The sequence below is a fragment of the Mesorhizobium sp. WSM4846 genome (assembly GCF_055811415.1).
The window spans coordinates 1-15,500 of record NZ_JBVVPZ010000016.1; the positions used below are offsets into that span (position 1 = coordinate 1).

General features: G+C 62.4%; 17 protein-coding genes and 1 pseudogene. 14 read left to right on the forward strand and 4 right to left on the reverse strand.

Features of this window, described 5'->3' with window-relative positions; translation table 11 throughout:
* Positions 1 to 127 precede the first annotated feature (127 nt).
* Positions 128 to 2,182, reverse strand: a complete 2,055-nt coding sequence (locus AC0L15_RS15370) for a lytic transglycosylase domain-containing protein (protein WP_287245599.1) — start codon at positions 2,180 to 2,182, stop codon at positions 128 to 130.
* A gap of 332 nt (positions 2,183 to 2,514) precedes the next feature.
* Between AC0L15_RS15370 and dapA the strand changes: the two genes are divergently transcribed.
* From dapA to AC0L15_RS15385, 3 genes are all read left to right on the forward strand, one after another.
* Positions 2,515 to 3,396 (forward strand): 4-hydroxy-tetrahydrodipicolinate synthase, encoded by an 882-nt coding sequence (gene dapA / locus AC0L15_RS15375; RefSeq protein ID WP_287244184.1) that lies wholly within the window; start codon positions 2,515 to 2,517, stop codon positions 3,394 to 3,396.
* A gap of 246 nt (positions 3,397 to 3,642) precedes the next feature.
* On the forward strand, positions 3,643 to 4,122 hold the full coding sequence (gene smpB / locus AC0L15_RS15380) for an SsrA-binding protein SmpB (protein WP_128172698.1): 480 nt from the start codon (positions 3,643 to 3,645) through the stop codon (positions 4,120 to 4,122).
* 28 nt (positions 4,123 to 4,150) lie between these two features.
* Positions 4,151 to 4,894 carry a glycoside hydrolase family 25 protein gene (locus AC0L15_RS15385; RefSeq protein WP_287244182.1) on the forward strand — a complete coding sequence of 248 codons (744 nt, stop codon included), beginning with the start codon at positions 4,151 to 4,153 and terminating at the stop codon, positions 4,892 to 4,894.
* On the opposite strand, the gene AC0L15_RS15390 is transcribed toward AC0L15_RS15385, so the two are convergent.
* Together AC0L15_RS15390 and AC0L15_RS15395 are read right to left on the reverse strand one after the other, a co-directional pair.
* Complete coding sequence (locus AC0L15_RS15390; RefSeq protein ID WP_473496548.1) at positions 4,863 to 5,540, reverse strand: uracil-DNA glycosylase; 678 nt, start codon at positions 5,538 to 5,540, stop codon at positions 4,863 to 4,865. The two genes, AC0L15_RS15385 and AC0L15_RS15390, sit on opposite strands and share 32 nt — an antisense overlap.
* The gene (locus AC0L15_RS15395; RefSeq protein ID WP_023800773.1) at positions 5,537 to 6,118 is read right to left on the reverse strand and encodes a LabA-like NYN domain-containing protein; all 582 of its coding nucleotides are present in this window, start codon (positions 6,116 to 6,118) and stop codon (positions 5,537 to 5,539) included. Before AC0L15_RS15395 ends, AC0L15_RS15390 begins: the two co-directional genes overlap by 4 nt.
* Before the next feature lie 320 nt (positions 6,119 to 6,438).
* Between AC0L15_RS15395 and rpoZ the strand changes: the two genes are divergently transcribed.
* The 4 genes from rpoZ to AC0L15_RS15415 all read left to right on the forward strand — a co-directional run bounded on the left by rpoZ (position 6,439) and on the right by AC0L15_RS15415 (position 10,383).
* Positions 6,439 to 6,840: a DNA-directed RNA polymerase subunit omega gene (gene rpoZ, locus AC0L15_RS15400; protein WP_023800772.1), complete on the forward strand. Its 402-nt coding sequence runs from the start codon at positions 6,439 to 6,441 to the stop codon at positions 6,838 to 6,840.
* 111 nt (positions 6,841 to 6,951) lie between these two features.
* Positions 6,952 to 9,180, forward strand: coding sequence for a RelA/SpoT family protein (locus AC0L15_RS15405; protein ID WP_287244180.1), 2,229 nt, complete (start codon positions 6,952 to 6,954; stop codon positions 9,178 to 9,180).
* Between the two features lie 134 nt (positions 9,181 to 9,314).
* Positions 9,315 to 9,893, forward strand: coding sequence for an orotate phosphoribosyltransferase (gene pyrE, locus AC0L15_RS15410; protein WP_287244178.1), 579 nt, complete (start codon positions 9,315 to 9,317; stop codon positions 9,891 to 9,893).
* A 109-nt stretch (positions 9,894 to 10,002) separates the two neighbouring features.
* Positions 10,003 to 10,383 (forward strand): VOC family protein, encoded by a 381-nt coding sequence (locus tag AC0L15_RS15415; protein WP_287244176.1) that lies wholly within the window; start codon positions 10,003 to 10,005, stop codon positions 10,381 to 10,383.
* Between the two features lie 121 nt (positions 10,384 to 10,504).
* On the opposite strand, the gene AC0L15_RS15420 is transcribed toward AC0L15_RS15415, so the two are convergent.
* On the reverse strand, positions 10,505 to 11,008 hold the full coding sequence (locus AC0L15_RS15420) for a MarR family winged helix-turn-helix transcriptional regulator (RefSeq protein ID WP_287360093.1): 504 nt from the start codon (positions 11,006 to 11,008) through the stop codon (positions 10,505 to 10,507).
* 82 nt (positions 11,009 to 11,090) lie between these two features.
* On the opposite strand from AC0L15_RS15420, the gene AC0L15_RS15425 reads away from it, so the two are divergent.
* From AC0L15_RS15425 to era, 7 genes and pseudogenes are all read left to right on the forward strand, one after another.
* Entirely contained in the window at positions 11,091 to 11,636 is a 546-nt protein-coding gene (locus AC0L15_RS15425; protein ID WP_287244174.1) for a DUF417 family protein, read from the forward strand.
* Positions 11,602 to 12,246 (forward strand): putative glycolipid-binding domain-containing protein, encoded by a 645-nt coding sequence (locus AC0L15_RS15430; protein ID WP_473496549.1) that lies wholly within the window; start codon positions 11,602 to 11,604, stop codon positions 12,244 to 12,246. The genes AC0L15_RS15425 and AC0L15_RS15430 overlap by 35 nt, the downstream gene beginning before the upstream one ends.
* Positions 12,247 to 12,463: 217 nt before the next feature.
* Positions 12,464 to 12,553 (forward strand): annotated as a pseudogene (locus AC0L15_RS15435) (DUF2062 domain-containing protein); the annotation flags it as partial.
* 44 nt (positions 12,554 to 12,597) lie between these two features.
* A complete protein-coding gene (gene acpS / locus AC0L15_RS15440; RefSeq protein ID WP_023800765.1) occupies positions 12,598 to 12,999 on the forward strand; it encodes a holo-ACP synthase in 402 nt (133 codons plus the stop codon).
* 89 nt (positions 13,000 to 13,088) lie between these two features.
* Positions 13,089 to 13,838 (forward strand): signal peptidase I, encoded by a 750-nt coding sequence (lepB, locus tag AC0L15_RS15445; RefSeq protein ID WP_287244168.1) that lies wholly within the window; start codon positions 13,089 to 13,091, stop codon positions 13,836 to 13,838.
* A gap of 3 nt (positions 13,839 to 13,841) precedes the next feature.
* Complete coding sequence (gene rnc, locus AC0L15_RS15450; RefSeq protein ID WP_128170822.1) at positions 13,842 to 14,567, forward strand: ribonuclease III; 726 nt, start codon at positions 13,842 to 13,844, stop codon at positions 14,565 to 14,567.
* The gene (era, locus tag AC0L15_RS15455; RefSeq protein ID WP_287244166.1) at positions 14,564 to 15,499 is read left to right on the forward strand and encodes a GTPase Era; all 936 of its coding nucleotides are present in this window, start codon (positions 14,564 to 14,566) and stop codon (positions 15,497 to 15,499) included. Before rnc ends, era begins: the two co-directional genes overlap by 4 nt.
* Position 15,500 lies beyond the last annotated feature (1 nt).

Consider the following 15,500-nt stretch of genomic DNA (forward strand, 5'->3'; position numbering starts at 1 on the left):
CATCGCAGCGTAGAATCACAACCGATTCCCCGCTGCAACTCCTATCTTAGCGCATATGCCCAAGTGGGGGAGATGTCCGGCAGGACAGAGGGGGGTGCTTCGCCAAGCCAGCCTTCGCCCGAACGGATCAACTCCGCCCGTTCACCAGGTCCCCGACAATGTCGTACTTGCCGGAAATACGCATCTTATAGACTTCGTAATTCTCCATCACGCGCTGGACGTAACTTCTTGTTTCGGTATAGGGAATCCGCTCGATCCAGTCGACGACGGCGTCGATGTCCTTGCCGCGCGGGTCGCCATATCTGGCCACCCACTGGGCGGCGCGGCCGGGGCCGGCATTGTAGCCGGCGAAGGTCAGCACATAGGAGCCGTCGAAGCGGCCGAGCTGCTCGCCGAGGAAGGCGGCGCCCAAGGTCGCGTTGTAGCCGGCGTCGGTGGTCAGCCGCGCCTGCGAGAAGGTCATCCCGGCCTTGTCAGCCAATTGCCTGGCGGTCGCCGGCATCAGCTGCAGCAGCCCGCGCGCTCCGGCGCTGGAGACGGCGCCGATGTTGAACTCGCTTTCCTGGCGGGCGATCGCATAGGCCAGCGCCTTGCCGGAGCCGGAAATATTGGCTGTCTCGGGAATGACGCCGAGCGGATGCGAAAGCGCCCCGACATCGATGCCGCGCGCGCCGGCGATCTTGCCGACTTTCAGTGCCAGGAAGTGATTGCCCTGCTTTTCCGCCATCGCGGCCAGCAGCGCCAGCTCTCCGGGGCTGCTCAACTGGCCGGCGAGGTCGCGGAAAAGCGTGTCGGCGTAGCGCTGATAGCCCGCCTGCTGAAGTCGCCTGATGGCCCTGACCGCCTCGCGGCTGGAAAAATTCCGGTGATCGGTGGCGCTCGGCTGCGGATGGGCGATGTTGAGGACCTGCCGGCCAACGCGCTCACCGGCGAGCTGGCCGTAGAACGTCGTGCCATAACCTGCGGCACGGCTAAAATAATCCCTGGCGCTACCGGGGCCGCCGGCCGCGGCGGCACGGCCGAGCCAATAGTAGGCGCGCGACAGCGATATCGGCCCCTGGGCGAGACCGGCGATCCGCTCAAAATGCTTGGCAGCGGTGGCGGGATCGTTGAGGCCGCGCAGCGCGTACCAGCCGGCATGAAACTCCGCATCCGCCGCGTTGGCAGCAGTTTCGCCGGCGTGTGCTGCGACTATCCTGTAGGCGGTCTTCATATCGCCCTGGTCGACCAGTTCGCGCGACAGCACCCGGCGCTCGGCCCACCAGGCATCCGGGTCGATCAGAGCGCTGCGGTCGCTCGGCGCCTTCATCACCATTGCGGCGGCGTCGGAAAACTTCTGCTGCTTGCGCAGATATTGGGCTTGGGCGAAGAGATAGCCGGCCGAACGCTGCGCGGCGGGCACCGCCTTCAGCAGTCTGGCCGCGCTCTTGTCGCCCGCATTCTTGTCGCTCTTGTCCGCCGCGGCCCAGGCGTCGGCCAGCTGCCGGGCGCCGGCAAAGCCGGCGACGCGCAGCGCCGAATTGACCCGGTCGGCATAAAACATGCGCTCCATGCGGAAACGGTGGTCGGATGCGGGGATCAGCGTGCCGAATTCCTGGATGATCGCCGCCTCGTCCCTGGCTTGCAGTTTCTCGGTGCGCCAGAAAGGCGACAGCACCGAGCGCGCCGCCTGGACGTTGCCCTGCGACACATAGGAGCGGGCGAGGATCACCACGCCCTCGGCTGTTTGCGGCTGGCTGCCGCCGAATGCCTGCACCACGATCTCAGGCGCGGGGTTCTCGCGGTAGAGCGCGCGCTCGCTGTTCTTGCGCAAGGCGATCATGCCCGGCCAGCTCGGCAGCATTTTCGCAGCATCGGCGATGTCGCCGCTTGGCACCCTGTCGCCGCCATAGAACGCGATCGTCCAGGCAAGGATGTGCTGGTCGAGCGAATTGACCGGCAGGGCGTCGCGCACCTGGCGCGCACCGGCAATGTCGTTTGCCGCCAGCGCATCGAGGCCGCTCTTCAGCCTGGCGACGCTGGCGGGAGGGGATTCCGGACCCTGCAGGCCGGTATCCAGCAGGTTTGGCTTCGGAATGGTCGACGTGACCTGTGCATCGACCTTGCCGGCGGCCACAAGGGTCGGCGTCAACAGGAGAATTGCGCCAAGCAGCGCGAAAAAATGAGGCTGCCGGGTCGGCATCGTCTTCATCATTTCCTGTCTTGCACAATCACCAACAGGCACAGATCAACTGAAGCCTAGTTGGCTGTGGTGAAGAGCCTGTAAACGGGGCTATCGAAGTCGTTCAAATTGCGCTTGCTGGCATTCTTGTCATGCTTGCCGCGCAACAATGTCGAGACTATGGTGCGCCGCTTCGCTTTCGGCTAGAAGGCGCGCACGACAAAACACCTGCAGCACCGCGCGTCATCTCGGATGCGCAAAGGACGCTGTGGCACTTTTAATTTGGCGCATGACCTTTCCGTGAATCGGCTCCGATTTCGGGCTCATGCGCCAGTCCCAAGGAGTTGGACGACATGCTGAGAGGCTCGCTTACCGCGCTCGTGACACCGTTCGAAAAGAGCGGCCGTTTCGACGAGAAAGCGTTTCGCGCCTTCATCGCCTGGCAGATCGCTGAAGGCACGACCGGCGTGGTTCCGGTCGGCACCACCGGCGAGTCGCCGACGCTGTCGCACGACGAGCACCGCCACGTCGTCAAAGTGTGCGTCGAGGTGGCAAAGGGCCGCGTTCCGGTCGTCGCCGGCGCCGGCTCCAACAACACCGAGGAGGCGGTTGGCCTGGTGCAATATGCCGAGAAGGCGGGCGCCGACGCGGCACTCGTCGTCACGCCCTACTACAACAAGCCGACGCAGCGCGGCCTCTATGCGCATTTCGCCGCCGTCGCCAAGGCGACCAGCCTGCCGATCATCATCTATAACATTCCGCCGCGCTCGGTGATCGACATGATGCCCGAGACGATGGGCCAGCTGGTGCATGACTTCAAGAACATCGTCGGCGTCAAGGACGCCACCGGCAAGGTCGAGCGGGTTTCCGAGCAGCGCGCCACCTGCGGCAAGGATTTCATCCAGCTTTCCGGCGAGGATGCCTCGGCGCTCGGTTTCAACGCCCATGGCGGCGTCGGCTGCATCTCGGTGACGGCGAACGTCGCGCCGCGGCTGTGCGCCGAATTCCAGGAGGCGACGCTTTCCGGCGACAACGCCAAGGCGCTGGACTTGCAGGACCGCCTGCTGCCGCTGCACAAGGCGATTTTCCTGGAACCCGGCGTGTCCGGCGCGAAATATGCGCTGTCGAAGCTCGGCAAGGTCGAGAACGTGCTGCGTTCGCCGCTGGTCACCGTCGAGCCGTCGACCGCCGAGAAGATCGATGCGGCCATGAAGCACGCCGGCTTGATTAACTAGCGAGCCCGTTTGGAAACTCTACTCCCGCGGCCAACTGAAGGCGTCACCTGCGCTTCCGGTGCTCACGTACTATATGTACGCTCCGCTCCGGTTCTCGCATGGCCCCGAAAGCGTTCGCTTTCGGAAAGGACCATGCGCAAACTCAGACTTCTAGAGCGTCCTTTGCGCGTTTAAGAAACGCGCGGCGCTCTAGTGCCACCATCATCTGACTCGCAGGAGCGAGTTTCGAAACGGACTCTAGACGTCATGAACCAGGTCAGAAAAGCCGATCCCAACAACAAGACCGTTGCGGAAAACCGCAAGGCGCGGTTTTCCTACGAGGTGCTCGACACGATCGAGGCCGGCCTGGTGCTGACCGGCACCGAGGTGAAGTCGCTGCGCCAGGGCCAGGCCAACATCCAGGACAGCTACGCCTCGGTCGAGGGCGGCGAGATCTGGCTGATCAACTCCTATCTGCCGGAATATCTGCAAGCCAACCGCTTCAACCATGAGCCGCGCCGGCGCCGCAAACTCCTGCTCAACAAGCGCGAGATGGCCAAGCTGTCGCAGAGCGTCGATCGCGAAGGCATGACGCTGGTGCCGCTAAAAATCTATTTCAATGAAAAAGGCCGGGCGAAGCTTTTGCTCGCCGTCGGCCGCGGCAAGAAACTGCACGACAAGCGCGAGACCGAAAAGCAGCGCGACTGGTCGCGCGAAAAGGGCCGGCTGCTGAAGGAGCGTGGGTAGGCCGGGAGCCACTCTTTTGAAGAACCGGATGAGGAACCGGATTGTCTTTTGGGGTACGGCCAGCCTGATCCTGGCGTGCCTTGTCACGGCCGCCGGCTATTTTTACTCCCGACCGTTTTCTCCGGACCGCAGCAAATATCCGGTCAGGGGCATCGACGTTTCGCATCATCAGCGACAGATCGACTGGCGGCGTGTAGCCGCCGACGATGTCGCCTTCGCCATCATCAAGGCAACTGAAGGCGGCGACCACGTCGACGATGCCTTCGCCGCCAATCTGCGTGAGGCGCGAGCGGCTGGTCTGGCGGTCGGCGCCTATCATTTCTTCACCTTCTGCCGGCCTGGCGCCGATCAGGCGAAGAATTTCATCTCCGTCGTGCCGCGCGATCAAGCGCTGCTGCCGCCGGTGGTGGATATCGAATTCGTCGGCAATTGCCCGCGGCGGCCATCGCCCGAAGAATTGAGCGTTGAACTCTCGGCTTTCCTCGGCCCTGTCGAGGCAGCCTTCGGCAAGACGGCGATCCTCTACGTGACCGACGACGCGGCACGGGCCTATGCCGGCCAGATTGTCGGCCGCCGGCGCTGGGTTCGTTCGCTGGCGCTGCAGCCAGGTCATGACGACTGGATCTATTGGCAGTACCACGACAGCGGTCGCGTCGACGGCATCACCGGGGATGTCGATCTGAATGTGCTTCAGGGCGGGCCGGAGAAATTGGCCGAGCTGTTTGCGTCACCGCCCGAATCTATCTCTCCAGAAACGCCGCTATCTCCCTGAAGACGTTGACGAACATTGCTTCCGTCAGCACGCCGGTGTTGGTGTTGTAGCGCGAGCAATGATAGCTGGAAAACAGCGTCACGCCATTGGTTTGCTGCTGCCCGCCATGCTTGAACGGATAAGCGGCGACACCCTGGCCGAGCGCCCGCACGGTCGACTGGTGCGCGATCGAGCCCAGCGCCAGCACGGCGCGCAGGTTCTTGAACCGCGCGATCGTCGGCACCAGGAACGTCCGGCAGGTGGCAATCTCGGCGCCGGCCGGCTTGTTGTCCGGCGGCACGCAGCGAACTGCATTGGTAATCGCCGTGCCGACAAGCTCCAGCCCGTCATCGGGCCGCGCCTTGAATTGGCCACGGGCAAAGCCGTGTGCGATCAGCGTGTTGTAGAGCAGGTCGCCGGCAAAATCGCCGGTGAAGGGGCGTCCGGTGCGGTTTGCGCCGCGCAGGCCCGGCGCCAGTCCGACGATCAGCAGCCGCACCGCATCCTCGCCCTCGGGTGGCAGAAAGGTCGGCACTGGTGCATTGAACCAGGACGGCTCGCGCTGCCGCCATTGCGCGATAAAATCATGCAGCCGCGGGCAGAGCGGGCAATCGCGGTCGGGCTCGGAGGACGCGACCAGGGGAGCGGTCAAGACCGCCGCCGTCAATACTCGTCCTCGTCGACTTCGGCCGGTTCGGGCCGGCGCACCGGCCGCTCTGACGGATCGCGGCCGACATCGCTCTTCAAGGTAATCAGGTCGATGAAATGATCGGCCTGGCGGCGCAGATCGTCGGAAATCATCGGCGGCTGCGAAGCCATGGTCGAGACGATCGAGACCTTGCGCCCGCGCCGCTGCAGCGCCTCGACCAGCGTGCGGAAATCGCCGTCGCCGGAAAAGATGACATAGTGGTCGACGACATCGGCGAGTTCCAGCGCATCGACGGTCAGCTCGATGTCCATATTGCCCTTGATCTTGCGGCGGCCGGTCGAGTCGGTGAACTCCTTGGCCGGCTTGGTCACCACCTTGAAGCCATTATAGTCGAGCCAATCGATCAGCGGCCGGATCGAGGAATATTCCTGATCCTCGACCAGCGCGGTGTAGTAGTAGGCACGCAGCAGGTAGCCGCGCTTCTGGAAGTTCGACAAAAGCCTGCGGTAGTCGATGTCGAAGCCGAGCGCGCGCGACGTGGCGTAAAGATTGGCCCCGTCGATGAAAAGGGCGATTTTTTCACGAGGGTCGAACATGGAAATATTCCTTTTCGAAAATATGCGGTCGTCTAAATGCGCGTGACTATCGGTCAGCTTGAAATAACCGGCTGACCTTCGTCATTCGAGATAACGCCGGTTTTACGGCAATCCAAGGGTATGATGCTGCATAGCAAGCAATTGTGATCGGTGCCGCATGTCGCAGGCGGCGCGCGCCCAGACTGGCCTTGGCCAGACCCCAGGCCCAGGCCCCCAGGCCCGGCATTGTCCGGCACTGCCAAAAAGCTTGTATTTTGGCAGCGTTCGGGTTATGGACCGCGCCTGTTTTCCATCAAATCCAGGCATGAAAGGGGCAGCTCATGGCCCGCGTAACCGTTGAAGATTGCATCGACAAGGTCAACAACCGCTTCGAGCTCGTGCTTCTGGCCGGCCACCGCGCCCGTCAGATCAGCCAGGGCGCGCAGATCACCGTTCCTCGTGACAACGACAAGAATCCGGTCATCGCGCTGCGCGAGATCGCCGAGGAGACATTGTCGCCCGACGACCTCAAGGAAGACCTGATCCACTCGCTGCAGAAGCATGTCGAGGTCGATGAGCCGGAAGCCGACGGCGAGGCGATCGCCGACCAGACCGGTACCGCCGCTGCGGCAACTGACGCCGACGACACCGAGGACAACATCACCTTCGACCGCATGACCGAGGAAGACCTCCTGGCCGGCATCGAAGGTCTGGTGCCGCCGGAAAAAAGCGACGATTATTGATCTTCCCACCGGCCGCCGACACTTTCGCGCCGGCGGTTTCGTGGTTATCTATGACATGCGCCGTACGCCAGTGCGGCGCATGATTCATTTCAGCACTGCGAGATCCCGCCCATGATGCGTCAGTATGAGCTTGTCGAGCGCGTCCAGCGCTACAAGCCTGACGTCAACGAGGCGCTGCTCAACAAGGCCTATGTCTACGCCATGCAGAAGCATGGTCACCAGAAGCGCGCCTCCGGCGATCCCTATTTCTCGCATCCGCTCGAAGTCGCCGCCATCCTCACCGAAATGCACATGGATGAGGCGACCATCGCGGTTGCCTTGCTGCACGACACCATCGAGGACACCACGGCGACCAGGGCCGAGATCGACGAGCTGTTCGGTCCGGAAATGGGCAAACTGGTCGAAGGCCTGACCAAGCTGAAGAAACTCGACCTCGTCTCCAAGAAGGCCGAGCAGGCGGAAAACCTGCGCAAGCTGTTGCTGGCGATATCAGAAGACGTTCGCGTGCTTCTGGTCAAGCTTGCCGACCGCTTGCATAACATGCGCACCCTCGACCATGTCCCCGAAGCCAAGCGCCTGCGCATCGCCGAGGAAACGATGGATATCTATGCGCCGCTGGCCGGGCGCATGGGCATGCAAGGCATGCGCGAGGAGCTCGAGGAGATCGCCTTTCGCTTCATCAATCCCGAAGCCTACCGCGCCGTCACCGCGCGGCTCGCCGAAATCTTCGAGCGCAACAAGGATGTGCTGTCCGAGATCGAGAAGGCGCTGTCCACGCTGTTCGACAAATATGCGATCAAGGCCGAGGTCAAGAGCCGCCAGAAGAAGCCGTGGTCGGTGTTCCGCAAGATGGAGGCCAAGGCGCTGTCCTTCGAGCAGCTGTCCGACATTTTCGGCTTTCGCGTCGTCGTCGATACCGTCGAGGACTGCTACCGGGCGCTCGGCGCCATCCACACGACGTGGTCGATGGTGCCCGGTCGCTTCAAGGACTACATCTCGACGCCGAAGCAGAACGACTACCGTTCGATCCACACCACCATCGTCGGACCGTCGCGGCAGCGCGTCGAGCTGCAGATCCGCACCTATCAGATGAACAAGATCGCCGAATATGGCGTTGCCGCGCATTCGATCTACAAGGACAGCGGCGGCAAGGTGAACGGCACTGCCCATGCGATCTCGAAGGAGACCAACGCCTATGCCTGGCTGCGGCGCACCATCGAGCAGCTTGCCGAAGGCGACAATCCCGAGGACTTCCTCGAAAACACCAAGCTCGAGTTGTTCCAGGACCAGGTTTTCTGCTTCACGCCCAAGGGCATGCTGATCGCGCTGCCGCGCGGCGCGACGCCGATCGATTTCGCCTACGCCGTGCACACCGATGTCGGTGACACCTGCGTCGGCGCCAAGGTCAACGGCCGCATCATGCCGCTGATGACCGAACTGAAGAATGGCGACGAGGTCGAGATCATCCGCTCCAAGGCGCAGGTGCCGCCGGCGGCATGGGAATCGGTCGTCGTCACCGGCAAGGCGCGCTCGGCGATCCGCCGCGCCACCAAGAACGCCATCCGCAAGCAGTATTCGGGTCTCGGCATCCGCATACTGGATCGTGCTTTCGAACGGTCAGGCAAAATTTTTACCAAGGAAAGCTTGAAATCGGTGCTGCATCGGCTGGCACGCAAGGACATCGAGGATGTGCTGGCCTCTGTCGGCCGCGGCGAACTTGCCTCTACCGATGTCATCAAGGCGGTGTTTCCCGACTACAAGGACGAGCGCATCACGCTGGCGGCGCCCAAGCAGCGCGAGGAGGGCTGGTCGAAGATCCGCAACGCCGCCGGCATGCTGTTCCAGATTCCGGGCCGCGCCGCACGCAAGGACAAGGACCAGCCAAGGGACGGCGCCGTACCGATCCGCGGCGTGCGCGGCGACCTGCCGGTGCGCTTCGCGCCGGAAGGTGCCGTGCCCGGCGACCGCATCGTCGGCATCGTGCAGCCGGGGACCGGCATCACCATCTATCCGATCCAGTCGCCGGCGCTGCAGGCCTTCGACGACCAGCCAGAACGCTGGATCGACGTGCGCTGGGACATTGACGAGCGCACCAAGGAGCGGTTTCCGGCGCGCGTCTCGGTCACCGCCATCAACGCGCCGGGCTCGCTGGCCGACATTGCGCAGGTCGTTGCATCCAACGACGCCAACATCCATACATTGTCGATGGTGCGCACCGCGCCTGATTTCACCGAAATGCTGATCGATCTCGAAGTCTGGGACCTGAAGCACCTGAACCGGCTGCTGTCGCAGCTCAAGGACAATTCGAGCGTCAGCGACGCACGGCGGGTGAATGGGTGAATGGCGAGAGTAGTGAATAGTGAATAGTGAATAGTAAATAGTGAATAGTGAATAGTGAATAGTGAAAGAAGGGCGCTCTCACTGCCGACTACTGACTATTCACCATTCACCATTCACCATGGACGGAGCGAACAATGAACACCGACGAAGTGCTGGGCGTTTTCCGTGAAGCCGGTGCCGTTCTCGAAGGGCATTTCATCCTGACATCGGGCTTGCGTAGCCCGGTCTTCCTGCAGAAGGCGCGGGTCTTCATGCATGCCGACAAGACCGAGCGCCTGTGCAAGGCGCTGGCCCAACAAATCCGCGCTGCTGTGTCCGGCAGGATCGATTACGTCGTCGGCCCGGCGATCGGCGGGCTGATCCCGGCTTACGAAACCTCGCGCCATCTTGGCGCACCGGCGATCTGGGTCGAGCGGGAAGCGGGCGAGTTCAGGCTCCGCCGCTTCGAGATCGCCAGCGGGTCGCGCGTCGTCATCGTCGAGGACATCGTCACCACCGGCCTGTCGATCCGCGAGACCATCGACTGCCTGCGCGCGCTTGGCGCCGAGGTGGTTGCCGCTGCCTGCATCATCGACCGCTCGGCCGGCAAGACCGATGTCGGCGTGCCGCTGATCGCGCTCGCCGAATATGAGGTTCCGGCCTACCCGGCCGACAGGCTGCCGCCCGAGCTTGCCGCCATACCGCCTGTCAAGCCGGGCAGCCGCAACATTTAAGGCATGTCGCCTAAAAGCATGCCTTGGGCTTGAACCGGGGCTTGAACCGAGGGTGCGTAGCGGTTTTGGGACACGACCTGCTAAAACAAACATTAACTGAGGCGCTACCGTGATTACCGGCATCGATCATTTCGTGCTGACCGTTCGCTCCGTCGAAGACACCTGCGCCTTCTATCAGCGCGTGCTCGGCTTCAAGCGCCTCGACGAGCCGGACCGGCCGACGGCGCTGCTGTTTGGAACGCAAAAGATCAATGTGCATGAGGCAGGCCACACTTTCGAGCCGAAGGCCAGGGCGCCGACGCCGGGCTCCGCGGATTTTTGCCTGGTCGCCGCGCGCCCGCTCTCGGAGATATGTGCCAGCCTGGCTGCCAATGGCGTGGCGATAGAAGTCGGGCCGGTCGAGCGGATCGGAGCCCGTGGCCCGATGATGTCCGTCTATTTCCGCGATCCGGACGGCAATCTCGTCGAGATCAGCTGGTACAACAGGTAACCGGAATTTTCGGCGCGAACGAGCGCATCGGCAAGTCGGCTTGCGGGCAACCGTGTTCACGCCCGCCGCAGCCATCATCGAGGTGCGACGCGCTTTGCTTTAGTTTTGCCAAAGCCACAGCTCAGGCCAGTTCCGCTTCCACAGGGCAGTCAAGGCAAGCGGTATAGTTGCAGAGCCGGCAAATACGGTATGCATGGTCCTCGGTGCTGACGAGCCCACGCAACAGCTTGGCGGCAAGGTTACCGAATTCCTGCAGCTCCTCCTGACTTAGAACAGCGAGCGCTGACGCGAGCCCTTTCTGGCGAGCGGAAAGAATAGCACTGCAGGTCGTCTCGCCCAGAGGAGTGAGCCTTAGCGCTACCGCGCGATGGTCGTCAGGCGCCGAGAACCGAGCCGCCAATCCATCCGCGACCAGTCGATCGACCAGTCTGACGGTGCCCGAATGGGACAGTGACAATGCGCGGCGCAGCCTCTCGATCGACAGGCCCGGTACGTGGCCAATGAGGGTGATCGCGGAAGCCGCCGGGCCGGGCTCCGGTGCTTTGGCCTGAGCGTCCCGCTGCAAAATGTCCGCAAAGGCGAGCGCTAGAGCACCAATCACATTTTCAATCCTGGAATCGGTCATCGCCAAAAAATATATGCTCGGAGCATATACATCAAGGTCGAATTATTATATGCTTGGAGCATACAATCGAAAGGAGAAGGCCATGTTTACCTCTGCAACCGCCAACGCTCCGTTCGTGGCGCGCATCAATCAAGCTGGCTACCACCTTGCTGCCGTCAGTCGCGCGGTAACCCTTTTGGGGGTGGTGCTCCCTCTGCTGTTGATCGGCATTTTGAAATTTACTGCAATCGAGATCGAGGCGCTTAGGCCATTCGTCGAGAATACGCCGTGGCTGGCATGGCTCTATCCCGCATTCGGATTTGCGGGAGCCTCCTACTTCCTGGGCGTGGTCGAACTGGTCACAGCGCTTCTGCTGATAGCATCTGTCCGTAGCGGCTGGGCTGGCCTCGTGGGGGGTGCCATCGGTTCAGTCATCTTTGCGCTGACATCCTCGACAATGATCACCCTGCCGATCTGGGAAACGGGATCCGGAGGGTTTCCTTTCCTCAACGGGTTAGGTGCCTTTCTGATCAAGGATGTCGCCTTGCTCGGAGTAAGCCTGGTCATTTTGGGGAGCAGCCTTCAACAACTCGTATCCGACCCCAGCCGAAAAAATGATCGTGGTGATGAACAACGCATCGAGAGGTGAGAGCATGTCTCTACTCGCTATCTGGCGCAGGACGGACGAACCAGGGCACGATGTCGTGCAGCTAAAGCAGACAGACGTCGGCTGGCACTTGAATGGAGCCGCTGTATACCTGTCGGATGCGGGCCCGGCACGCTTGGACTACACTGTGCAACTGGCCGAAGATTGGACGACCAAATCCGGCACCGTTCGCGGGTTCATCGGTTCCCAGTCAGTTGATCTCACAATCATCCACAACGTGACCGGCGTCCGCAGCGAGACCGGCATCCGCAATGAGACCGGCTGGACCGTTAATGGGCAGCGGCAGCCGGCGGTTCAGTCGATGGTGGATCTGGACTACAGCTTTACGCCGGCGACGAACCTGCAACAAATTCGCAGAATGAACCTGAAGGTCGGCGACAAGGCGGATTTTCCGGTGGCCTGGCTGGTTGCCGGCGCGTCGAGTTTGGTTGTTCTGCCGCAAATCTACCATCGTGTGAGTGAGACCGAGTATATCTACGAGGCTCCCACAGTGCCTTACCGCGCCACGCTGCTCATTCCCGAGGCTGGCTTTGCTCAAGATTACCCCGACGGTTGGGTCTTCGAGACCGGCAACGCCGGCCGTGCACTATAGGAGTGCGGCTGAAGCTTTGCTGCTCGCAAGCTGACATCCATGCAACTTGCTGCTTCGGGGCAAGGCGAACCCGTCGCATTTGGTTACCTCCTGTGGCAGACCATCGCGGCAGCGATTCGTTGTCTTGGGGCTTGGGTGTCGCTATATCGAAGCCTTGATTGCCTTCCGGCGTGCAACCGGGTGGCCGGCCGGCGTATTGGATCAGGACAGGGACAGAGTGCTTTTTCGACGCCGCAAGCCTGATGGTCTTCTCGAGCGGGTGCGTCTCCATGTGTGGCCACGCCGCTCTTTCTCGCGCTCCATGCGCCTGACGAACAGAGCTGGAACGGCCGGACGGGAAGTTCCCGCTCAATGATCATTGGCATCGGCAGCGACCTGATCGATATCAGACGCATCGAAAAATCGTTGGAGCGCCATGGCCAGCGCTTCATCCAGCGTATCTACACCGAGGTCGAACAGGCCCGCTCCGAAAACCGCGGCGCCCGCGCCGCCTCTTATGCCAAGCGTTTTGCTGCCAAGGAGGCCTGCGCCAAGGCGCTGGGCACCGGTATGGCGCAAGGGGTGTTCTGGCGCGACATGGGCGTCGTCAATCTGGCCAGCGGCAAGCCGACCATGGCGTTGACCGGCGGGGCGGCGGCGCAGTTGGACAAGATCCTGCCTGAAGGGCACAGAGCGGCGATCCACCTCACCATCACCGATGATTTTCCGCTTGCTCAAGCCTTTGTGATAATCGAGGCGATGCCCGTCGAATAAGCGCCATATTGATCGCATCTGACCACCGGCATGACGTTGCCCAGCGCGCGCCGAGACTCTATACCAACCAACGCATAATCGAGGACGACATGAGCGTGGCTGAAAAATCCCAGAAGAAATCCGGCGGGCTTGGCGAAACCGTCAGCGTCATCGTCCAGGCGCTGTTGCTCGCTCTGGTCATCCGCACGCTTCTTTTCCAGCCATTTTCTATACCGTCCGGGTCGATGCGGCCGACCTTGCTCGAAGGCGACTATCTCTTCGTCACCAAATGGTCCTATGGCTTCTCGCGCTATTCGCTGCCGTTCGGGCCGGACCTGTTTTCGGGCCGCATCTGGGGCGCCGAGCCGAAGCGCGGCGACGTGGCGGTGTTCAAGTTCCCGCCGGACCCCTCCGTCGACTACATCAAGCGCGTCGTCGGCCTGCCGGGCGACAAGATCCAGGTCAAGGATGGCCAGCTCTTCATCAACGGCGTCGGCGTGCAGCGCCAGAAGGTCGGGCAGATCGACAATCGCGACATCACCGAGGAGAGCGGGCCGGTCGACGTCTATCGCGAGACATTGCCGAATGGCGTCAGCTATGACACGCTCGACCTGATACCCAACTCGATCGGTGACAACACCCAGGAGTTCGACGTGCCGCCCGGCCACTATTTCATGATGGGCGACAACAGAGACAATTCCTCGGACAGCCGCTTCACCGTCGGTTTCGTGCCCGACGAGAACCTGGTCGGTCGCGCCAACCTCATCTTCTTCTCGATCGGTGGCAGCGCCAGCCCGCTCGAAATCTGGAAATGGCCGTCGCAGATGCGCGCGTCGCGCGTGCTCCATTTCGTCAAATAGGTCATGGTGGCGACAAAACGGCTGACCGTCGACGCGCTCGCCGAAGCGCTCATGGAGCGCACCGGCCACGCCTTTGCCGATCGACTGCGCTTGCAGCGCGCGCTGACCCATGCCAGCGCCCGCAGCAGCCATGCCGGCATCGACTATGAGCGTTTCGAGTTCCTGGGCGACCGCGTCCTCGGCCTGGTCGTCGCCGACATGCTGCTGGCCGCGTATCCTGATGCTGCCGAAGGTGAGCTGTCGCTCCGGCTCAACGCGCTGGTCAATGCCGAGGTGCTGGCGGACATCGCTGAGGAGATCGGCCTGCCGGAACTGATCCGTGCCGGCTCGGACGTACGCGGCCTGGACGGGCGCAAACGCGTCAATCTGCGGGCTGATGCGCTGGAATCGCTGATCGCCGTGCTCTATCTCGACGGCGGGCTGGAGGCGGCCCGCGCCTTCATCCACAAATACTGGCGGCCGCGCTCGCAGGCCATCGGTGCCGCCCGCCGCGATGCCAAGACCGAACTGCAGGAATGGGCGCATCAGGCGGCAGGCGCCGTGCCGGTCTACATAATTGACAGCCGCGAGGGACCGGACCACGATCCGCTGTTCACCGTCAGCGTCAAGGTCGGCGCCTATCCGCCGGCGAGCGGCAGCGGGCGCTCCAAGCGCGAGGCCGAGCAAGCCGCCGCGACCGCACTGCTGTTGCGCGAAGGCGTCTGGCTAAACAAGGGGAGCGCGGCATGACCGCCACCGAAGACCTCCCGCCGCCGGCAACAGAAGCCGCCACCACGCATTCTGGCTTCGTCGCGTTGATCGGCGCGCCCAATGCGGGGAAATCGACGCTGGTCAACCAACTGGTCGGCGCCAAGGTGTCGATCGTCACCCACAAGGTGCAGACGACGCGCGCCATCGTGCGCGGCATCGCCATCCACAACAACGCACAGATCGTCTTCGTCGACACCCCGGGCATCTTCAAGCCGAAGCGGCGGTTGGACACGGCGATGGTGACGACCGCCTGGGGCGGCGCCAAGGACGCCGACATCGTGCTGCTGCTGATCGACGCCGAGCGCGGCATCAGGGGCGACGCCGACGCGATCCTCGAACGGCTGAAGGATGTCCGCCAGCCGATGGTGCTGATCCTCAACAAGGTCGACCGGGTCAAGCCCGAGGCGCTGCTGGCCCTGTCCGCGGCAGCGAATGAAAGAGTGCCGTTCAAGCGCACCTTCATGGTCTCGGCGCTAACCGGGTCGGGCTGCAAGGACGTGCTCGACTATCTCTCGGAAACCCTGCCTACCGGCCCCTGGTATTACCCGGAAGACCAGATCTCCGACTTGCCGATGCGTCAGCTGGCGGCCGAGATCACCCGAGAAAAGCTCTATCTCAGGCTGCATCAGGAACTGCCCTATTCCTCCCATATCGAGACCGAGAAATGGGAAGAGAAGAAGGACGGCTCGGTGCGCATCGACCAGACCATCTATGTCGAGCGTGACAGCCAGAAGAAGATCGTGCTCGGCCACAAGGGCGAGACGATCCGTGCCATCGGCCAGGCGGCACGCATGGAGATATCCGGTATCCTTGAACAGAAGGTGCATCTTTTCCTGTTCGTCAAGGTGCGCGAGAACTGGGGCGACGACCCCGAGCGCTATCGCGAGATGGGGCTGGATTTTCCGCATTAGA

Bases quoted from the DNA above. Each gene is read 5' to 3' on its own strand.
- AC0L15_RS15370 (WP_287245599.1), bottom strand. From the start codon at position 2,182: ATGCCGACCCGGCAGCCTCATTTTTTCGCGCTGCTTGGCGCAATTCTC.
- dapA (WP_287244184.1), top strand. From the start codon at position 2,515: ATGCTGAGAGGCTCGCTTACCGCGCTCGTGACACCGTTCGAAAAGAGC.
- smpB (WP_128172698.1), top strand. From the start codon at position 3,643: ATGAACCAGGTCAGAAAAGCCGATCCCAACAACAAGACCGTTGCGGAA.
- AC0L15_RS15385 (WP_287244182.1), top strand. From the start codon at position 4,151: ATGAGGAACCGGATTGTCTTTTGGGGTACGGCCAGCCTGATCCTGGCG.
- AC0L15_RS15395 (WP_023800773.1), bottom strand. From the start codon at position 6,118: ATGTTCGACCCTCGTGAAAAAATCGCCCTTTTCATCGACGGGGCCAAT.
- rpoZ (WP_023800772.1), top strand. From the start codon at position 6,439: ATGGCCCGCGTAACCGTTGAAGATTGCATCGACAAGGTCAACAACCGC.
- AC0L15_RS15405 (WP_287244180.1), top strand. From the start codon at position 6,952: ATGATGCGTCAGTATGAGCTTGTCGAGCGCGTCCAGCGCTACAAGCCT.
- pyrE (WP_287244178.1), top strand. From the start codon at position 9,315: ATGAACACCGACGAAGTGCTGGGCGTTTTCCGTGAAGCCGGTGCCGTT.
- AC0L15_RS15420 (WP_287360093.1), bottom strand. From the start codon at position 11,008: ATGACCGATTCCAGGATTGAAAATGTGATTGGTGCTCTAGCGCTCGCC.
- AC0L15_RS15425 (WP_287244174.1), top strand. From the start codon at position 11,091: ATGTTTACCTCTGCAACCGCCAACGCTCCGTTCGTGGCGCGCATCAAT.
- AC0L15_RS15430 (WP_473496549.1), top strand. From the start codon at position 11,602: ATGATCGTGGTGATGAACAACGCATCGAGAGGTGAGAGCATGTCTCTA.
- acpS (WP_023800765.1), top strand. From the start codon at position 12,598: ATGATCATTGGCATCGGCAGCGACCTGATCGATATCAGACGCATCGAA.
- lepB (WP_287244168.1), top strand. From the start codon at position 13,089: ATGAGCGTGGCTGAAAAATCCCAGAAGAAATCCGGCGGGCTTGGCGAA.
- rnc (WP_128170822.1), top strand. From the start codon at position 13,842: ATGGTGGCGACAAAACGGCTGACCGTCGACGCGCTCGCCGAAGCGCTC.
- era (WP_287244166.1), top strand. From the start codon at position 14,564: ATGACCGCCACCGAAGACCTCCCGCCGCCGGCAACAGAAGCCGCCACC.